Source organism: Corynebacterium riegelii (genome assembly GCF_001263755.1).
In the GTDB taxonomy this organism is placed as follows: domain Bacteria; phylum Actinomycetota; class Actinomycetes; order Mycobacteriales; family Mycobacteriaceae; genus Corynebacterium; species Corynebacterium riegelii.
In genome coordinates this window covers 556,885-573,086 of the sequence record NZ_CP012342.1, presented here as the reverse complement: position 1 = coordinate 573,086, position 16,202 = coordinate 556,885, and the positions used below count along the sequence as shown (strand labels likewise).

General features: G+C 59.8%; 16 protein-coding genes and 5 tRNA genes. 10 read left to right on the top strand and 11 right to left on the bottom strand.

The window, feature by feature from the left end; translation table 11 throughout:
• Positions 1 to 3 precede the first annotated feature (3 nt).
• From pgsA to AK829_RS02730, 6 genes are all read right to left on the bottom strand, one after another.
• Positions 4 to 639 carry a phosphatidylinositol phosphate synthase gene (pgsA, locus tag AK829_RS02755; RefSeq protein ID WP_052204027.1) on the bottom strand — a complete coding sequence of 212 codons (636 nt, stop codon included), beginning with the start codon at positions 637 to 639 and terminating at the stop codon, positions 4 to 6.
• The gene (locus AK829_RS02750) at positions 632 to 1,249 is read right to left on the bottom strand and encodes an HIT family protein (RefSeq protein WP_052204025.1); all 618 of its coding nucleotides are present in this window, start codon (positions 1,247 to 1,249) and stop codon (positions 632 to 634) included. Before AK829_RS02750 ends, pgsA begins: the two co-directional genes overlap by 8 nt.
• Positions 1,230 to 3,296, bottom strand: a complete 2,067-nt coding sequence (gene thrS, locus AK829_RS02745) for a threonine--tRNA ligase (RefSeq protein WP_052204023.1) — start codon at positions 3,294 to 3,296, stop codon at positions 1,230 to 1,232. Before thrS ends, AK829_RS02750 begins: the two co-directional genes overlap by 20 nt.
• A gap of 88 nt (positions 3,297 to 3,384) precedes the next feature.
• Entirely contained in the window at positions 3,385 to 4,509 is a 1,125-nt protein-coding gene (locus AK829_RS02740; RefSeq protein WP_052206346.1) for a Dyp-type peroxidase, read from the bottom strand.
• 59 nt (positions 4,510 to 4,568) lie between these two features.
• The gene (locus AK829_RS02735) at positions 4,569 to 5,165 is read right to left on the bottom strand and encodes a copper resistance CopC family protein (protein ID WP_232305774.1); all 597 of its coding nucleotides are present in this window, start codon (positions 5,163 to 5,165) and stop codon (positions 4,569 to 4,571) included.
• Positions 5,166 to 5,342: 177 nt separating this feature from the next.
• Positions 5,343 to 5,417: transfer RNA gene (locus AK829_RS02730), tRNA-Val, on the bottom strand.
• 296 nt (positions 5,418 to 5,713) lie between these two features.
• Between AK829_RS02730 and AK829_RS02725 the strand changes: the two genes are divergently transcribed.
• The 7 genes from AK829_RS02725 (at position 5,714) to msrB (ending at position 8,294) form a co-directional block, all read left to right on the top strand.
• Positions 5,714 to 5,789, top strand: a tRNA-Gly gene (locus AK829_RS02725).
• A 23-nt stretch (positions 5,790 to 5,812) separates the two neighbouring features.
• Positions 5,813 to 5,884, top strand: a tRNA-Val gene (locus AK829_RS02720).
• Position 5,885: 1 nt separating this feature from the next.
• Positions 5,886 to 5,961, top strand: a tRNA-Gly gene (locus AK829_RS02715).
• A 1-nt stretch (position 5,962) separates the two neighbouring features.
• A tRNA-Cys gene (locus tag AK829_RS02710) sits at positions 5,963 to 6,036 on the top strand.
• Positions 6,037 to 6,086: 50 nt separating this feature from the next.
• The gene (locus tag AK829_RS02705) at positions 6,087 to 6,761 is read left to right on the top strand and encodes a dihydrofolate reductase family protein (RefSeq protein WP_083439723.1); all 675 of its coding nucleotides are present in this window, start codon (positions 6,087 to 6,089) and stop codon (positions 6,759 to 6,761) included.
• Between the two features lie 5 nt (positions 6,762 to 6,766).
• The gene (locus AK829_RS02700; RefSeq protein WP_232305773.1) at positions 6,767 to 7,945 is read left to right on the top strand and encodes a glycosyltransferase family 87 protein; all 1,179 of its coding nucleotides are present in this window, start codon (positions 6,767 to 6,769) and stop codon (positions 7,943 to 7,945) included.
• Positions 7,890 to 8,294, top strand: coding sequence for a peptide-methionine (R)-S-oxide reductase MsrB (gene msrB, locus AK829_RS02695; RefSeq protein WP_052204021.1), 405 nt, complete (start codon positions 7,890 to 7,892; stop codon positions 8,292 to 8,294). Before AK829_RS02700 ends, msrB begins: the two co-directional genes overlap by 56 nt.
• Positions 8,295 to 8,313: 19 nt before the next feature.
• Here msrB and hemQ read toward each other — a convergent pair whose 3' ends face one another.
• Positions 8,314 to 9,015: a hydrogen peroxide-dependent heme synthase gene (gene hemQ, locus AK829_RS02690; RefSeq protein ID WP_052204019.1), complete on the bottom strand. Its 702-nt coding sequence runs from the start codon at positions 9,013 to 9,015 to the stop codon at positions 8,314 to 8,316.
• A 151-nt stretch (positions 9,016 to 9,166) separates the two neighbouring features.
• On the opposite strand from hemQ, the gene AK829_RS02685 reads away from it, so the two are divergent.
• Both AK829_RS02685 and AK829_RS02680 read left to right on the top strand, forming a co-directional pair.
• Complete coding sequence (locus tag AK829_RS02685; protein ID WP_052206343.1) at positions 9,167 to 9,775, top strand: DUF3000 domain-containing protein; 609 nt, start codon at positions 9,167 to 9,169, stop codon at positions 9,773 to 9,775.
• Between the two features lie 24 nt (positions 9,776 to 9,799).
• Positions 9,800 to 11,023 carry an HRDC domain-containing protein gene (locus AK829_RS02680; protein ID WP_083439721.1) on the top strand — a complete coding sequence of 408 codons (1,224 nt, stop codon included), beginning with the start codon at positions 9,800 to 9,802 and terminating at the stop codon, positions 11,021 to 11,023.
• Between the two features lie 10 nt (positions 11,024 to 11,033).
• Here the strand turns inward: AK829_RS02680 and dxs are convergent, their stop codons facing one another.
• The 4 genes from dxs to dut form a co-directional block, all read right to left on the bottom strand.
• Positions 11,034 to 12,962, bottom strand: coding sequence for a 1-deoxy-D-xylulose-5-phosphate synthase (gene dxs / locus AK829_RS02675; RefSeq protein ID WP_052204016.1), 1,929 nt, complete (start codon positions 12,960 to 12,962; stop codon positions 11,034 to 11,036).
• Positions 12,963 to 13,040: 78 nt separating this feature from the next.
• Positions 13,041 to 14,252 (bottom strand): class I SAM-dependent RNA methyltransferase, encoded by a 1,212-nt coding sequence (locus tag AK829_RS02670; RefSeq protein WP_269745060.1) that lies wholly within the window; start codon positions 14,250 to 14,252, stop codon positions 13,041 to 13,043.
• Positions 14,252 to 15,160, bottom strand: a complete 909-nt coding sequence (locus AK829_RS02665; protein WP_052206341.1) for a DUF3710 domain-containing protein — start codon at positions 15,158 to 15,160, stop codon at positions 14,252 to 14,254. The genes AK829_RS02670 and AK829_RS02665 overlap by 1 nt, the downstream gene beginning before the upstream one ends.
• A gap of 39 nt (positions 15,161 to 15,199) precedes the next feature.
• Positions 15,200 to 15,646 carry a dUTP diphosphatase gene (gene dut, locus AK829_RS02660; protein WP_083439890.1) on the bottom strand — a complete coding sequence of 149 codons (447 nt, stop codon included), beginning with the start codon at positions 15,644 to 15,646 and terminating at the stop codon, positions 15,200 to 15,202.
• Between the two features lie 42 nt (positions 15,647 to 15,688).
• Here dut and AK829_RS02655 point away from each other — a divergent pair, with 42 nt between their 5' ends.
• The gene (locus tag AK829_RS02655; RefSeq protein ID WP_052204012.1) at positions 15,689 to 16,201 is read left to right on the top strand and encodes a DUF3093 domain-containing protein; all 513 of its coding nucleotides are present in this window, start codon (positions 15,689 to 15,691) and stop codon (positions 16,199 to 16,201) included.
• Position 16,202 lies beyond the last annotated feature (1 nt).

The window sequence follows — 16,202 nt, the reverse complement described above, 5'->3', positions numbered from 1 at the left end:
GCCTCACGCTCCAGGCGGCGGTGCCAGTGGAGCCATCGCTCGCGGATCACGCGCAGCAATCATCAAGCGTTGCACCACTGTGAACACGGATCCCACCAGCAGCAACCACACGGCAACTTCTACCGCGTGCGGCACCCCAAAGCCTTCAAGGCCCAAGCCCACCAGCGCCACAATCAGGCGCTCTGGCCGCTCCACCAGCCCACCGACAATCTTGATGCCGCCGGCCTCAGCACGCGCCTTGATGTAGCTGATGGTTTGGCTGAGCACCAGCACAGCCAAACACGCTGCAACGTGTGCCGGGTGTGCGTGGTCTACGTAGATCAGCCACATGGCGATAGCGCCAAACAGCGCTCCGTCTGTAATACGGTCACAACTTGCATCCAGCGTGGCGCCATAGGCCGTTCCCCCGCCGCTAAGGCGCGCCATCGTGCCGTCAACCATGTCAAACGCCGAAAACAGCCCAATGGCAATGGCCGCTGCCACCAAGTAGTCGGCCGGAATAAGCACCGCAGACAACGTCACTGCGACAACGGTGCCAACCACCGTGGTTATGTTCGCACTCACACCGGCATTCAGCAGGGCTTTGGCTACCGGTTCCACGAAACGGCGTACCGGTTTACGCCCATGCACACTAAGCATTGTCTGTCTCCGATTCGGGTGTGTTCGATCGCGTCGGTGAAGTCTGCGGGGTCGATGCCACTTCCGCCCAGCCATCTGCAAGCAGCTGCCTCGTATCACGCAGCAGCTGCGGCAATACCTTCGTGCCGCCAACGACAGTCATAAAGTTACTGTCTCCGGACCACCGCGGCACAACGTGTAGATGCAGGTGGTCCCCCACCGACCCACCTGAGGCCTTGCCAAGGTTGAGCCCCACGTTGATCGCTTCAGGCCGTGACACATGCTTCAAGGTCCGCACCGCAAGCTTGGCAAACTCGCCGAGCTCTGCGGTCTCCTCATCGGTAAGGTTTTCCAGCTCAGCAACCTTGCGGTACGGCACCACCATCATGTGGCCAGAGTTGTACGGGTACAGGTTGAGCACCGCGTACACGTGCTTGCCGCGCGCAACAATCAGCCCATCCTCATCGTCCATCTTCGGGATGTCTAGGAAAGGATCGGAGCTTTTCTTGCTTGCAGACGCATGACGCGCAATATACGCCGACCTATACGGTGCCCAGAGGCGCACAAGGCGATCCTCGTCGCCTGCGCCCTGGTCAACGTAAGGCGGGTTATTAGCCGCGTCGCGCTGCAATTGCGGCCTCGTTCGGCTGATCGTTGATCTTCTCGCCAACCCAAGCGGCGATCAATTCCACAGCCTCATCAACGGGCACGCCGTTGATCTGGCTGCCGTCGAGGAAGCGGAAGCTCACCGCGTTCGCATCCACGTCACGCTCACCCGCGAGCAGCATGAACGGTACCTTGCCGGTGGTGTGGGTGCGGATCTTCTTCTGCATGCGGTCATCTGAATGGTCTACCTCAGCGCGCAGGCCACGAGCACGTAGCTGGCCAACAACGCCCTCAAGGTGATCCGCAAACGCGTCCGCCACCGGAATGCCAACCACCTGGTGCGGGGCCAGCCATGCCGGGAAGGCGCCAGCGTAGTGCTCCAACAGCACGCCGAAGAAACGCTCAATGGAGCCAAACAGTGCACGGTGGATCATTACCGGGCGCTTCTTGGAGCCGTCCGAGGAGGTGTACTGCAGGTCAAAGCGCTCCGGCAGGTTGAAGTCCAGCTGCACCGTGGACATCTGCCACGTACGACCAATGGCGTCGCGGGCCTGCACCGAAATCTTCGGACCGTAGAACGCCGCACCGGCTGGATCCGGCACCAGCTCCAGGCCGGACTTCTCAGCCACAGACTGCAAGATGTTGGTGGAGCGCTCCCAGATTGCATCATCACCGATGTACTTCTCCGGGTCCTTCGTAGAAAGCTCCAGGTAGAAGTCATCCAAGCCGTAGTCCTGCAGCAGCGAGATGATGAACTCCAGCACGCTGGTCAGCTCTTCTTCCAGCTGCTCCTCAGTGCAGTAAATGTGCGCGTCATCCTGGGTAAAGCCACGCGCGCGGGTCAGGCCATGCACCACACCAGACTTCTCGTAGCGGTACACGGTACCGAACTCGAACAGACGCAGCGGCAGCTCACGGTAGGAACGCCCGCGGGAGTCAAAGATCAGGTTGTGCATCGGGCAGTTCATCGGCTTGACGTAGTAGTCAACCGGCTGCTTGGTCACATTACCTTCATCATCTACCTCGCCGTCCAGCTTCATCGGCGGGAACATGCCCTCGGCGTACCAATCCAGGTGACCTGACTTCTTAAACAGGTCACCCTTGGTCACGTGCGGGGTGTTTACAAAGGAGTAGCCAGCAGCCACGTGACGCTCACGGGAGTGCTGCTCCATCACCATGCGCACAATGCCGCCATCCGGGTGGAACACCGGCAGGCCAGAACCAACCTCATCCGGGAAGGAGAACAAGTCCATCTCATTGCCCAGGCGGCGGTGGTCACGCTTCTCCGCCTCGGCCAGCATGGTCAGGTACTCATCCAGCTTCTCGGTGGACTCCCACGCCGTGCCGTAGATGCGCTGCAAACCAGCGTTGTTCTGGTCACCACGCCAGTAGGCCGCCGAGGAACGGGTCAGCGAAAACGCCGGGATGTACTTGGTGGTGGGAATATGCGGGCCACGGCACAGGTCAGACCACTCAACCTCACCCGTGCGTGGGTTCAGGTTGTCGTAGTAGGTCAGCTCGCCAGCACCTACCTCGGTCGCCTCATCCGAGTCCGGGTCCACGTTGCCCTTGTCCTGGATCAGCTCAAGCTTGTAGGGCTCGTCTGCCAAACGCTCTGCGGCTTCTTCCTGGGAGGCGAACACGCCGCGAGCGAACTTCTGCCCCTGTTTGATGATCTTCTTCATCCGACGCTCAAGCGTCTTCAAGTCCTCAGGAGTAAACGGCTCGGCAACGTCAAAGTCGTAATAGAAGCCGTCATTAATCGCCGGGCCAATGCCCAGCTTGGTGCCGGGGAACTCGGCCTGGACAGCCTGGGCAAGCACGTGTGCGCAGGAGTGGCGGATCACGGAGCGGCCCAACTCAGTATTGGCCGGAACCGGCGTAAACGTCGCGGTTTCCTCCGGCACGTGCGACAGGTCCTTCAGGTTGCCCTCTACATCCTGGACAACCACGATGGCCTGCTCACCCTTGTTCGGCAGGTTGAGCTCCCGCATTGCGGCACCAACAGGTGTGCCGGCGGGAACCTCAAACGGCTCAAACTCCAAAATCTGCGTTGCTGTTGCTTCTGCCATAGCCAGGTGCGCTCCTTTGCGCCTCAAGGGGAACGTCATACCTGGACGCGCCCCGTTTACAATGCGGTTTGCAATCCTACCCCGGATGCTATGACAAAACCGACTGACCCCAGTAGGCCCGGTCTGCAGATTCCGGGTCAGTACCCGGCGCAATCCAGTACACGGCGGAACCAATCGCCGTAGTCCACTCGTTGAGCCGGTCGATCTCATCCAGCCGCTGCTGCACCGGCGTGAACTGTATGTCCGGGTCTTTCTGGAAGGCCACAAAGATCAGGCCAGCCTCCGGCGGCAGGTAATAGTTGTACGGGCGGCGCTTGAACTTCTGCTCCGGGTGGTCCGCAGGTGCAGCCGCTCGCGCCATGTGGGAATTCGGGTCAATCACACGCAAGCCAAAGTCATCGATTTTCTCGAAGTCGGCTGGGGTGAACTCGTCGCCACCGGAAAGCGGCGCACCGTCATCAAGCGTGCGGCCCACTGACTCCTCCCTGGAGACGCGGTCGAGCTTCTCCCAATCATCCAGGTCCATCTCAATGCGGCGGATCACCATGGAGGTGGAGCCATCATCGGCAAACACCTGCTCGGCGTATTCCTCTTCCGAGTAAGGGTTGACCGTGCCGTCGATCTGGCCGAAGAGGTTGCGCGGGGTCTGGCCCTTCGGAATGGCCCCGTACGCATTGGCAAAGCCTTGCTGCACCCAGCCAATGTCCACGTAATCCACGCTGGCACGCACCATATGGCGCATCGCCCAGGCACACATCACCGGGTCATCAGCGCAGATCTGCAGAACAAGATCGGTTTGTCCCCATTCCTCACGCAGCTGATCGTGCTGCATGTCCGGAATCGGGTGCAACCAGCTCGGCTTCTTCTCAGGCGCGGCGATATCGAAAACCCGCTCACCAAAGCCCACAGTGAACGTCAGGTTTGCCGGCCACTCCAGCATCTCGGGCTCCAGGCTGCCCAAGGGGTTACGGCCGGCGGCCATCTCACGAGCATCCTCAGTCCACAGCCGCATAAGGTTGCGAATCCCTTTCGCCTCCACCCCCTCGCGCAGGTTGAAGCCAATCATGTTCAGCGAAGCCTGCGTCGGCGTCGAAATACCCGCCTGGTGTGGCCCATCGAATGCAACCGTGGATTTCTTCAGCGGCTGATCGTTCGGCTCAGAGTTACTGGGAACACCTACGGGTGCATCAGTATCACCGCAGGCAGTAGCCATGCTTGCCGACGCCACGACAACCCCACCCGCGAGAAACCCCCTCCTAGAAACCGCCACTTTTACTGCCCCTGTCCTTTACGAAGTTTTCCAAGAGCCGCTACCGCAGCACCTGCAACAACGAGCAAGCCGACAATCGCCAAAACGAGGCGCATGCTGGAGTTACCTTCATCGGCGGCTGTCTCGGTCGCTGTGTCCGGTGTGGATTCAGCCGCTTCGGCCAGCGGCTCACCGGTCGGGTTGAACGTAAACGTGGTCATACCCTTCGTTGCGTGCCCGTCGGAAGAAATGATCTGAAAACCAATGCGGTAATTGCCCGGCTCAACGTCCAAGCCATCCGGCAAATCCAGGCGAACGAAGTTCTGTTCAATCGTAGGCTCGCCGCTAAAAAGCACTTCCGGCTTACCGTCTACGTCTCGCGACAATGCGATGGTGCTAAAGCCCTCTTTAGGAAAACCGGAGAACTCCAGCTCAAGGGTGGTAGGAAATGCGGTAACCACCTCTTTATCAGCGGGTGAACCGCCGATAACTGCGTCATGCGCCAATGCCGCAGGGGTGCTGGCGGCTAGCGCACCAGCTACAACAGCTGCAGCTGCGAACTTGGAAACACGGCTTACACCCCGGCCTGAGCTCATGTGGTGGCTCATGTTGCGACTCATGTTGCGGTGAAATCCTTCCGGTCACTGAATCGTTTTCGCTTGCTTCTCACCATAGTGCCCGGGGGTAGACACTTAGTACACCCCTATTGCGGGGTAGGCCACCAGCAACGACACCAGGATACGCAGCGGGAAACGGAAAAGCTCCGGCAGCACACTGTCTGCCGGAGCTTTTACATCTGGTGGTCCTAGCTGGGATCGAACCAGCGACCTTTCCGGTGTGAACGGAACGCTCTTCCACTGAGCCATAGGACCGAACAGATGGGTATGTTACACCGCAACGCCACTGCAGCCGAATCGCCAGCTCAGTAACCCAAACCCCGCAACAAACCCCGCCACATACCCTACCTCAACAACCTGCGACTAGCGCCGAGAAATGACACCCATGTGATGCATTGGCCACATACAAGCCCCTCTTCACACCGAACCCCGCAACACAAACCCCACCTAACCTGGCGATTTGTCTATTGGCGGCCAAAGGGGTTAATGTTCTATCTCGCACAACGCAGTCACCCAAACGGTGAAGCCGAAACGGTACAGCACAGTGCAATGCGGATGTAGCGCAGTTGGTAGCGCATCACCTTGCCAAGGTGAGGGTCGCGAGTTCGAGTCTCGTCATCCGCTCCAAGTCCCCTAGTGGGACTTTTCCCGCGCGATTAGCTCAGCGGGAGAGCGCTTCCCTGACACGGAAGAGGTCACTGGTTCAATCCCAGTATCGCGCACGCGGATGTAGCGCAGTTGGTAGCGCATCACCTTGCCAAGGTGAGGGTCGCGAGTTCGAGTCTCGTCATCCGCTCCACGGTGGATTGGTCGAGTGGTTAGGCAACGGTCTGCAAAACCGTGTACACGGGTTCGATTCCCGTATCCACCTCCAATCACACAGCCTCGGTAAAGCGAAAGTTTTACCGAGGTTATTCTTTTTCCATGCCCGCTTCCCCACACATGGCCCAGCTAATCGGCCCCACTCAAGCACCAGGCGAGCCAGAGCTACGCGCCGTCGCAATCAACACACTGTTCGGGGCCTTCGCCCGCAAAGGTACATCCGGCGAGTTGGGCAACGCGACAGACTCCAAGCTGCTTGCAGCGCTTCGACAGTGGTCAGACTGTGTCCTGGTTGGCGCCGGCACAGTGGCCGCCGAGCAGTACGGTCCCTCTGCTACCCCCATTGCGGTGGTTACGCGCTCACTGGAGCTCGACCCCTCGCTTCCCATCTTTGGCACCGAGCACCTCATCATCGTCGCCCCGGAGCGTTCGCTTGCCGACGCCACACGTACCCCCACCATCCGCACCCTCGAGAATCTCGGCGCAACGATTGTGAGTTCTGGCGACGGATCGGCGGCCAGCATCGTGCGGGCGCTACGTAATCTCGGATTTGCCCGCATTCTTTGTGAGGGCGGACCACACCTCTACGCACAGATGCTGGACGCGAATTTGATCGATGTGTTGCATGTGACGGTTGACGTAAGCGTCGGCAGTCAGGATGGCCCCTGGGGCCTTGAGCTTGACCGGAACCGTAACTACGTGCGGCGCTTTGAGGTGGAAGATGCCACCGTGGACCAGCGCGCCATGATCTTTACCCGGCTGCGGCGGGTACGGTAATGCGAGTGAAAGCAGCAAACGCCTTTGCCTGGCCCATCGCACTTTGCCTGATCCTGCACAGGCTCATTGTGCTTGCACGAACCGGGTCGGTGACAGACGATTTCACCACCGTGTGGTCGGCCGCCCGCCGCTTCGTGGAGCGTGTGCCGGTGTACAACGAGATCTACCACCACGTTAACCCCCACTACTTGTACAACCCGGGCGCTACCTTGCTGCTCTCGCCGCTGGGGCTGATCACCAGTGTGGATGCGGCGAGACCCTGGTTTATCCTGGCCAACGCAATTGCCATCATTGCTGCCCTTGCTTGGCTTACTCGTCTCAGCGGCTATGAGCTGAAACACCCGATGTTTCCCATCGCATTGGCGTTGGCCTTTGCCACGGAGGCCGTGACCAACACCCTTGTGTTTTCAAATATCAACGGCATCCTGCTGCTCGCACTGACGGCATTTCTTGCGCTGACGATGGCGCGCCGTGACATCGCTGCTGGTGTGGTCTTAGGTCTGGCGATCTTGGTCAAGCCAATGTTTCTGCCCCTTGTGGCGCTGCCGTTTTTCCTGTTCCGCTGGCGCAGCGTGATTGCCGCGGTGATTGTCCCTGTAGTGATGAACGCAATTGCCTGGCCGCTTACCCCCGGAGCAAACGATTACGTAACCAAACTCGTGCCGTACTTGGGCATTACGCGCGATTATGCCAACTCTTCCCTTGCCGGCTTTGCCGTCTACTTTGGCATGCCAGACTGGATGCACCGCGTGCTGTTCCTCTTCTTTGCGGCCGCTGTGGCTATTGCTGTGCTGGCCTTGTTGCGCTGGCGAAACGTTGATCAGTGGCTCTGGCTCACGGTGAGCTCTGCCGTGCTCCTTGCAGGTGTGTGCCTGTTGTCCTCGTTGGGGCAGGCCTACTACTCCATGATGCTCTTCCCCGCGTTGTTTACCGTGGTGCGTACGCATTCCCCCATGCACCTGTGGACTGCGTGGCTGGGAGCGTTCCTGTGCCTTTCCCCCTTAAACTGGTGGAGTCCCCACCACCCAGCGCTTGGGGGCTGGCTCAACACCTTCCTCCCTACTGCAGGGTGGGCGATCTTCATCCTTGCTGTCACAACCTGGGCTGTGGTGACTACGCTTCAACACCATGACGGATTACAAAAACTGGACCGAAGCGCAGTGGCGCGAGAAGCTCACGCCTGAGGAGTTCTACGTACTTCGCGAGGCTGGCACTGAGCCCCCAGGGGTTGGCGAATACACGAACACCACCACAGAAGGCGTGTACCACTGCCGGGCGTGTGGCGAGGAGTTGTTCCGCTCTACCGAAAAGTTTGAATCTCACTGCGGCTGGCCGTCATTCTTCTCCCCCGCCGACAGCGATAAGGTCATCGAGCGCGAAGACCGCTCCCACGGCATGGTCCGCACAGAAGTGCTCTGCGCCACGTGTGGCTCCCACCTCGGCCACGTGTTTGCCGGTGAGGGCTATAACACCCCCACCGACCTGCGCTACTGCATCAACTCCGTCTCAATGACGCTAGAGCCAAAGCAGTAGTTCGCAGCCCAGTTTGTAACTACGGCAGAATCTCAATGATCTCTGCAATGTCGCCAACACGACGGCCCGTCTGGAACGGGATCTCTTCACGCACGTGGCGGCGTGCCTCGGTGTGGCGCATCTTGTGCATCAGCTCCTCGATGCGCAGCAGGGTCGGCGCTTCGAATGCGAGCATCCATTCGTAGTCACCCAAGGTAAACGCCTCAACGGTGTTGGCGCGCACGTCTGCAAAGTCACGCGCTGCCATGCCGTGCTCCGCCAGGATGCGGCGGCGCTCCTGCGGGTCCAGCAGGTACCACTCGTAGGAACGCACGAACGGGTAGACCGTAATCCACTCGCCCGGCTCCTCACCCATGATGAAGCTTGGCAGATGGGACTTGTTGAACTCTGCCGGGCGGTGGACACCGTTGCCAATCCAGCTGACCTCAACAAGCTGACCCAACGTCGTCGTACGACGGAAATCTGCCAGCGCCTTCTGCAGCTGGGAGAACTCTTCTGCGTGCCACCAGATCATGAAGTCAGCGTCTGCGCGGATTCCGGTGTTGTCATAGATACCGCGAACGGTCACAACACCCTCGTTCTCAAGGTTGGTGAAGAAAGCCTGAGCCTCTTCAATAACCTTGCTGCGGTCCTGCCCCAGTGCGCCGGGGATTGCGCGGAATACCGCAAACTGGAGGTAACGCTGCACAGCGTTCAGGGCATCAAAATCGAGCTTGGCCATGGGCACCCTTTCTCTAGGGATCAATCGAAAGTTCTACTTCACCCTACTACCGTACTACCCCTCAAGCGGCGCGCCTCCACGGCTAGCTGCCCGCGCACCGATAGCTTTGATTGCTGTGAAGCACTCGGACACCTCCTCTGCCCCGGTTTCAATCAGCGCCGCGCTCAGCGGGGCGACATCTGACTCCACCCCGGCGGCGACACCCGCGGAGTTCTCTGCGGCTGTTGAGTCAATGCATGCGGCTCGCCTGCGCCCAGAGATCACTCTTGGCACCATCCGCCCGCCACAACGCCCAGCGCCGTATTCGCACGCCATTGGCCTTGAGGTTGATCGCGGTGAGGATGTCACTGATTCCATGGATTCGGATGGCGATGCATTCGGCCGCCTTATCCTGCTGCACTCCCCTGACGCCGAGGAAGCGTGGGAGGGCTCGATGCGCCTTGTCGCCTACATTCAGGCGGACATGGATGATGCCGTGGCGTCGGATCCTTTGCTTCCCGACGTTGCGTGGCAGTGGCTCAACGAGTCATTAGCACAGCGCGGCGCTGGTTTTACCAACCTTGGCGGCACAGTAACTTCCACAGCATCGGTTCGCTTCGGTGAGATTGGAGGCCCGCCACGGGCATACCAGTTGGAGATGCGCGCCTCTTGGACTGCTGACAGCTTGGACCTCGCACCCCACGTTGAGGCATTTTCGCAGGTACTGGCACATGTGGCCGGGTTGCCTCCAGAAGGTGTGACAGAGCTGGGACAAAGGTAAACGTACGCTGTAAAATAGTCCTTCGTGACACTAAGACCAGAGTATGAATATGTGGATAGCCCAGCGGGCTTCCACCGCGTTGCCAGGGCACTTGCCCAAGGCCGCGGCCCGTTTGCAATAGATACGGAGCGCGCATCCGCCTATCGTTTTGATGACCGGGCATTCTTGGTCCAAATCTACCGTCGAGGCGCCGGCGCCTTCCTGCTTGCACCGGAGGGCCACCGCAAACACTTCACCGCCGCCCTTGCGCCCGTAATCAACGGCGAAGAATGGATCATCCACGCCGCCGGTGAAGATTTGCAGGCCCTAGCCATGATGCAGCTACACCCCGGCACGCTGTTTGATACTGAGCTCGCCGCACGTTTTGCGGGCTTTACGCGACCCAACCTCGGCGCGATGGTGAAGCACTTCACCGGCGTGCACCTAGACAAGAGTCATGGCCGCGAAAACTGGTCAAAAACTCCGCTGCCAAAGGCCTGGTTGGATTACGCGGCACTTGACGTGCTGTATCTCCATGACCTCGCGGAAGCACTTGCAGAGGTTCTAGACACCGCAGGGGTGCTCCCGTTTGCGGAAGCAGAGTTCGAGCACCTGATTGATACCCGCAGCCTCGAATCCCCCGTGGAGCGAAACTGGCTTGATTTGAAGGGGATATCCACGGTGCGTACCGCCCGTGGACTGCAGTTAGTCCGCGAGTTGTTCTCAATCCGTGAACGCCGCGCGTTTGGGTCTGACGTATCGCCGTCCATGATCATGCCGAACCAAGTGCTGATTGCTATTGGACGGGCTGAGCCCACCACCGAAGTTCAGCTTTCCCGCGTGCGGGGTTTTCCATCCCACGACGATGCCATCACCCGTACGTGGATGAGTTACGTTGAACGCGCGTTGAGTGATGAGGAGGTCACGTGGCCGTCCCCAAGGGAACGGAGAGCGAAAGTGGCTCCCTCCCCTGTGAAGTGGAAGCGCGAATACCCTGAGAGCTGGGCCAGGGTGCAGCTGGCCAAAGAGTACATTGAGGAAGCCGCAACGGAGCTTGGAATCCCCGGAGTTAACCTGTTGTCCTCCTCCACGCTGCGCGGGGCACTGTGGAATCAATGGGAAGCATCAGGTGGGCAGATACAAGGATTAGACACACACGCCCTGATCCCCATACTCGTTGACGCGGGTGCGCGCCAGTGGCAGGCAGAAGCCGCGGCGCCGCTCGTAGCAGCCGCACTGCACGAGCCGATCGAGATCCCGCAGGCCTAGCACCGCAGGCCTAACAGTCCTCCAGGCCGGCCACCCACTCGCACAGCTGCTGTGCGGCGGAGACTGGATCAAGTCCGTATTGGGCCAGCAGCTCACCGCGTGAGGCATGCTCTGGGAAAATATCCGGGAATGCCAGGTGGCGCACTGGCGTCGACACCGACGCCGCGGCCAAGGCTTCCCCAATTGCAGAGCCCACACCGCCGCGCACGATGCCGTCCTCGTAGACCACCACCATGTCGTGGTCCACGGCCAGAGATACGATGTCGGGCGAAACCGGAACCACCCAGCGCGGGTCTATAACGGTGACACGGATCTCGTCGGCGGCAAGGTCCGCAGCCACCTGCATGGCGTACTCCGCAAACGTACCAACAGCGACCAGCAGCACGTCCACGTTGTCATCGCTGTCTTCATCTACCTCACCTGCGGGTACATGCAGCACATCGACGCCGCTATCCAAACGCTCAACGGCATCAATGTTGTCCGCCACCGTGCCCTTCGGGAAGCGCACAAGCGTCGGCCCGTCCTCCACCGCAATCGCCTCGCGGAACGTTTCGCGCAAACGCTCCGGATCACGTGGCGCAGCGATTCGAATGCCAGGCACGATCGAGGTCAGCGCCATATCCCAAACGCCGTTGTGGCTCGCGCCGTCAGTACCCGTTACACCTGCGCGGTCTAAGACAAGGGTGACGGGTTGGTTGAGCAACGCAACGTCCATAAGCAACTGATCAAATGCCCTGTTCAGGAACGTGGAGTACACCGCAACCACAGGGTGCATGCCGCCAAGCGCAAGACCGGCTGCAGATGCCACGGCATGTTGCTCCGCAATGCCAACGTCAAAGAAGCGGTCTGGGAACTCTTCTGCAAACGGCGCAAGGCCGGTCGGCCCCGCCATCGCCGCAGTAATTGCGACGATGTCATCGCGCTCACGGCCAGCCTTCAACAGCTCCTGGGTAAACACCGACGTCCAACCGGGGGCCGATTTGGACAGCGACTTCCCTGTCACCGGGTCAATCACACCCGTAGAGTGCATTTGGTCTGCCTCATTGTTCACCGCAGGGGCAAAGCCGTGTCCCTTTTCCGTCAGCACATGGATAATCAGCGGGCCGCGGTAGGTGCTGGCGTAATTAAACACGTTCAGCAAAGACTTCAAATCGTGCCCATCCACAGGGCCGACGTATTTCATGCCCAGTTCAGAGAACATCTCTGTGGGCACCACCTGGTGTTTCACGCCAGCTTTGAGTGCCTGGAGTGCGCCAAAGGTCCGTTCGCCTACCCAGCCCATAGACTTCAGGGTCTTCTTGCCGGACTCCATCACCTCGTCATAGCCAGGCTGGATCCGAATCTGCGCAAACTGATCACGCAGCCGCGCCAGGTTCGCCGCAAAACCACCGATGGTCGGCGAATAGGAGCGCCCATTGTCATTGACCACAATGACCACGTTGCGGTCCCCATCCGCAATATTGTTCAGCGCCTCCCAGCACATACCGCCAGTCAACGCGCCATCCCCCACCACAGCAATCACGTGGTCATCTTCTTCACCGCGCAGCTGCTTCGCCTTCGCCAACCCATCCGCGTAAGACAAGGATGCAGACGCGTGGGAGGACTCCGTCCAGTCATGCTCTGATTCCGCGCGTGAGGTGTAGCCAGACAGGCCGCCGCGCTGACGCAACGTATCAAACTGTCCCGCACGCCCAGTCAGGATCTTGTGCACATACGACTGATGCGACGTGTCAAAAATGAACGGATCCTGCGGTGAGTTAAACACTCGGTGCAGAGCAATCGTCAACTCAACCACGCCCAGGTTTGGGCCCAGGTGACCACCAGTAGCGGACACCTTTTCAATCAAAAGTTGGCGAATCTCATCCGCAAGCTGGCTCAACTCTTCCTGCGACAGCCCCTTAAGGTCTGCCGGCGAAGCGATTGTCTCGAGCAGTCTCACGGTTGATGTGCACTCCTATCGGTTACTAACTTCCCCGCAATCTTACACGCGGCGGCTAAGGCAAAGAATCGTTTGGGCTTAGCGCGGTTCAAGTACTGCGATCGTTTCAAAGTGGTGCGTATTCGGAAACGCATCGATCAAGCCGAGCCGCTTGACTTCGTAGCCGCCTTCGCGCCACGCTGCAACGTCACGAGCAAAGGTCGCCGGGTCACACCCAATGTGAATGACCCGCTCCGGAGCCTTCGCCGCGATCGCAGCCACCACCTGTGCACCCGCGCCGGTTCGCGGCGGGTCAAGCACTACAAGCCCTGGGGCTTCAAGCTTATCGACGCCCCGCTCAACCCTCTCAGCCACAACCCGCACATCAATGCCGTCTAGTGCTGGCTGCGTACGCGATGTTGCTGATGGCGAGTAATCCACCGAAATTACGCTCGCACCGCCAGTCGCCGCATGGATAGCAGGTACAAACGCGCCGACACCGCCGTAGAGATCCCACGCCACGTCCGACTTGTAGGTGCCTTTGCCCCACTGCTCGATGACTCTGGCGTAAGCGTTCGGCGCAGCTGTGTGCGCCTGCCAGAAGGCGGTTGCAGGAAACTGAAAGGTCGAAGACCCGTAACCTGCCTCAATGCGCTGCGTGACCTCACCGGATCCCTCGACCACGGTGTTAATGTGTTCCACCCTTTTGCCCCGCATAGCGCGAGTGGTCTGCACAATATGGCGAGCACCGGTGCTGTCCATAACAGCAACAACCTCGCTACCCGGGCTAAAACTCGGCAACGAATCCATAAGCCCCACAACCGGCTGCGTACACGTAGCGGAGGTAACAACCTCAGTCGAGCGGGCCTTGCGCACCCCGGCGCGGCCGTGGTCGTCCACGCCCAAGCGCACTCGGGTGCGCCAATGCGTCGACGGCGGAAGGCTCACTGCCTCAATCGGCAGTTCCTCTGCGTTTTCCGCTTGTGCGAGTGCACGCAGCTGACCACGCAAGATCTCTGTTTTGAGTCCAAGCTGCGCTTCTGGGGCAATGTGGCTGAAGTCGCAACAGCCAGCACCAGCAGCGGCTGCCGGGCACGTGTGCGCCACGCGCATCTCAGACGGCGTGCGTACCTCCACCAGTTCTGCGCGCGCCCAGCGCTTCTTGGACTTCGTAATACGAGCCTCAACGGTGTCGCCGGGGATGGTGCCGGCGATGAAGACCACGCGACCGTCGTCAAGCTGGGCGATGCCCTCGCCACCATGGGCCATACGTGCCACCGTGACGGTGACGTGTTGCGCTTCAGTGACCACTAGTCGTTCTTGCGGCTAGCTTCGCTCTGCTCCAGAATCTGGCGCAGCGCATCCGACAAAGCGTTCGGGCTCGGGGTTGCTGGAGCATCACCCGTAGTACCCGCAGCCTGGCCCTGCGTCTGAGCAGCACGAGCCTGAACTGCCTGCTGTACCTGGGCAGCCAACTGCTGCGGCAGGGTCACCGGAAGCGAGTTGCCGGAAAGGATTGCGTCCTGGCCACGGTAGATGAAGGAACGGGCAACAACCTCGCGGCCAAGTTGTGCGAGCTGTTCCTCGCGGCCAGTTGGCGCAGCAAGCGTTACACGGTAGAGCCAACGTGGACCTTCCACACCAATAATGCGGATCAGGCCGTTGGTGCCCCCACCAACAACCTCACGCCCCCACGGGCCCTCTTCAAAGTGCATAGGCATGCCCTCAGAACGCATACCCTCACCGATCTCTTCGGAGGATTCCTCCCACAGACCACCGGTGCGCGGGGCTGCAAACGCCACTGGAGTCAGACGGCCAAACTCAGTAACAATGTGGACCATCTTCGGGCCCTGCTCCCCCATCTCAACCTGGACCTGAGAGCCCTTCGGCATCGGGATACGGACAGAACCAAGGTTCAGCGTTACATCCGAGAAATCAGTGAAGTCAAAGTCTTCGATCTCAACCGAATCACCGTCAAACGGGCCGGTGGAGCCACCAACTGGGTCGTAGTTTTCAATCTTGGTGGTGCCAGGAGCTTGAGCAACTGCCGCACCGGTGGCTGCCGGCGTCTCAGCCTCCGGCTGGGCTGCAGCCGACGAGACGTCTGTGTCCTCAGAGGTTGCTACAGCAGCATCTTCAGTCGTGGTCTCCTTGATCGACTGCTGCGCATCTTGCTCCTGCTTTGCCTTCTTTTTCTTACCAAACGGCCAAATCGCCATGGTTTTCATGCTCCTTCACGTGTTGCTTCTCAGCTGACTTTAGTGGGTGCCGGTAGAACCGTAACCGCCCGCACCGCGCTCTGTGTCATCCAGTTCATCCACTTCAACAAAATCAACCAGCTCCACTTTCTGCACCACCAACTGGGCAATGCGCATCCCGCGGGTGATCTCAATCGGGGTGGTTGTATCCGTGTTCAACAAGCACACCTTCAGCTCACCACGGTACTGCGCATCCACAGTGCCGGGGGCGTTCACAATGGTCAGTCCCTGTTTTGCCGCAAGTCCAGAACGGGGATGGATCAACCCAACGGTGCCCATTGGCAACGCAACAGCAATGCCTGTGGAAACCAGCGCACGCTGCCCTGGCTGCAACGTAATGTCTTCAGCGGAGTGAAGGTCTGCGCCGGCATCGCCAGCATGCGCACGAAACGGCATTGGGATGTCCGGGTCGAGGCGCTTCACGCGCAAGGGGGGAAGGTCAGTCAGTACTAATTCGCTCACCCAGCCAACCCTACTAAGGTTTGATGGGTGACCGACAACAACGTTTCCCCGAACGCTTCCCCGCAAGTGCTCTACACGGAGCGCCAGTGGGTCCCTTGGTACTGGTGGGCCACCGGTTTAGGGTTGACGCTGCTGCTGGCGGGCCAATTTGGACTCAACCGCAATATCTGGTGGTTCATCATCCCGCTCATCCTCATCGGGGCGATGGTGCTGTGGTTCCTCATTTGGCTGTCAAAGACAGTGGTCCAAGTAGAAATGGACGCAGATGGCACACGCTGGCTCATCGTCGAAGACGCGAACCTGCCAGCAAACGTAGTAACGCGTTCAACCGTGGTGCCGGCATCTGCGCGCCAGAACGCACTTGGCCGTCAGCTTGACCCAGCCGCGTTCCTGGTGTCCCACACCTGGGTTCCGGAACACGTCCTACTCGTGCTCGATGATCCAGAAGATCCCACCCCGTACTGGATGATTGCCACCCGCAACCCGGAACGAGTACTGGAAACGTTCCTGCCCGAACAGGCAGCGGCCGCCCACCCCTAGC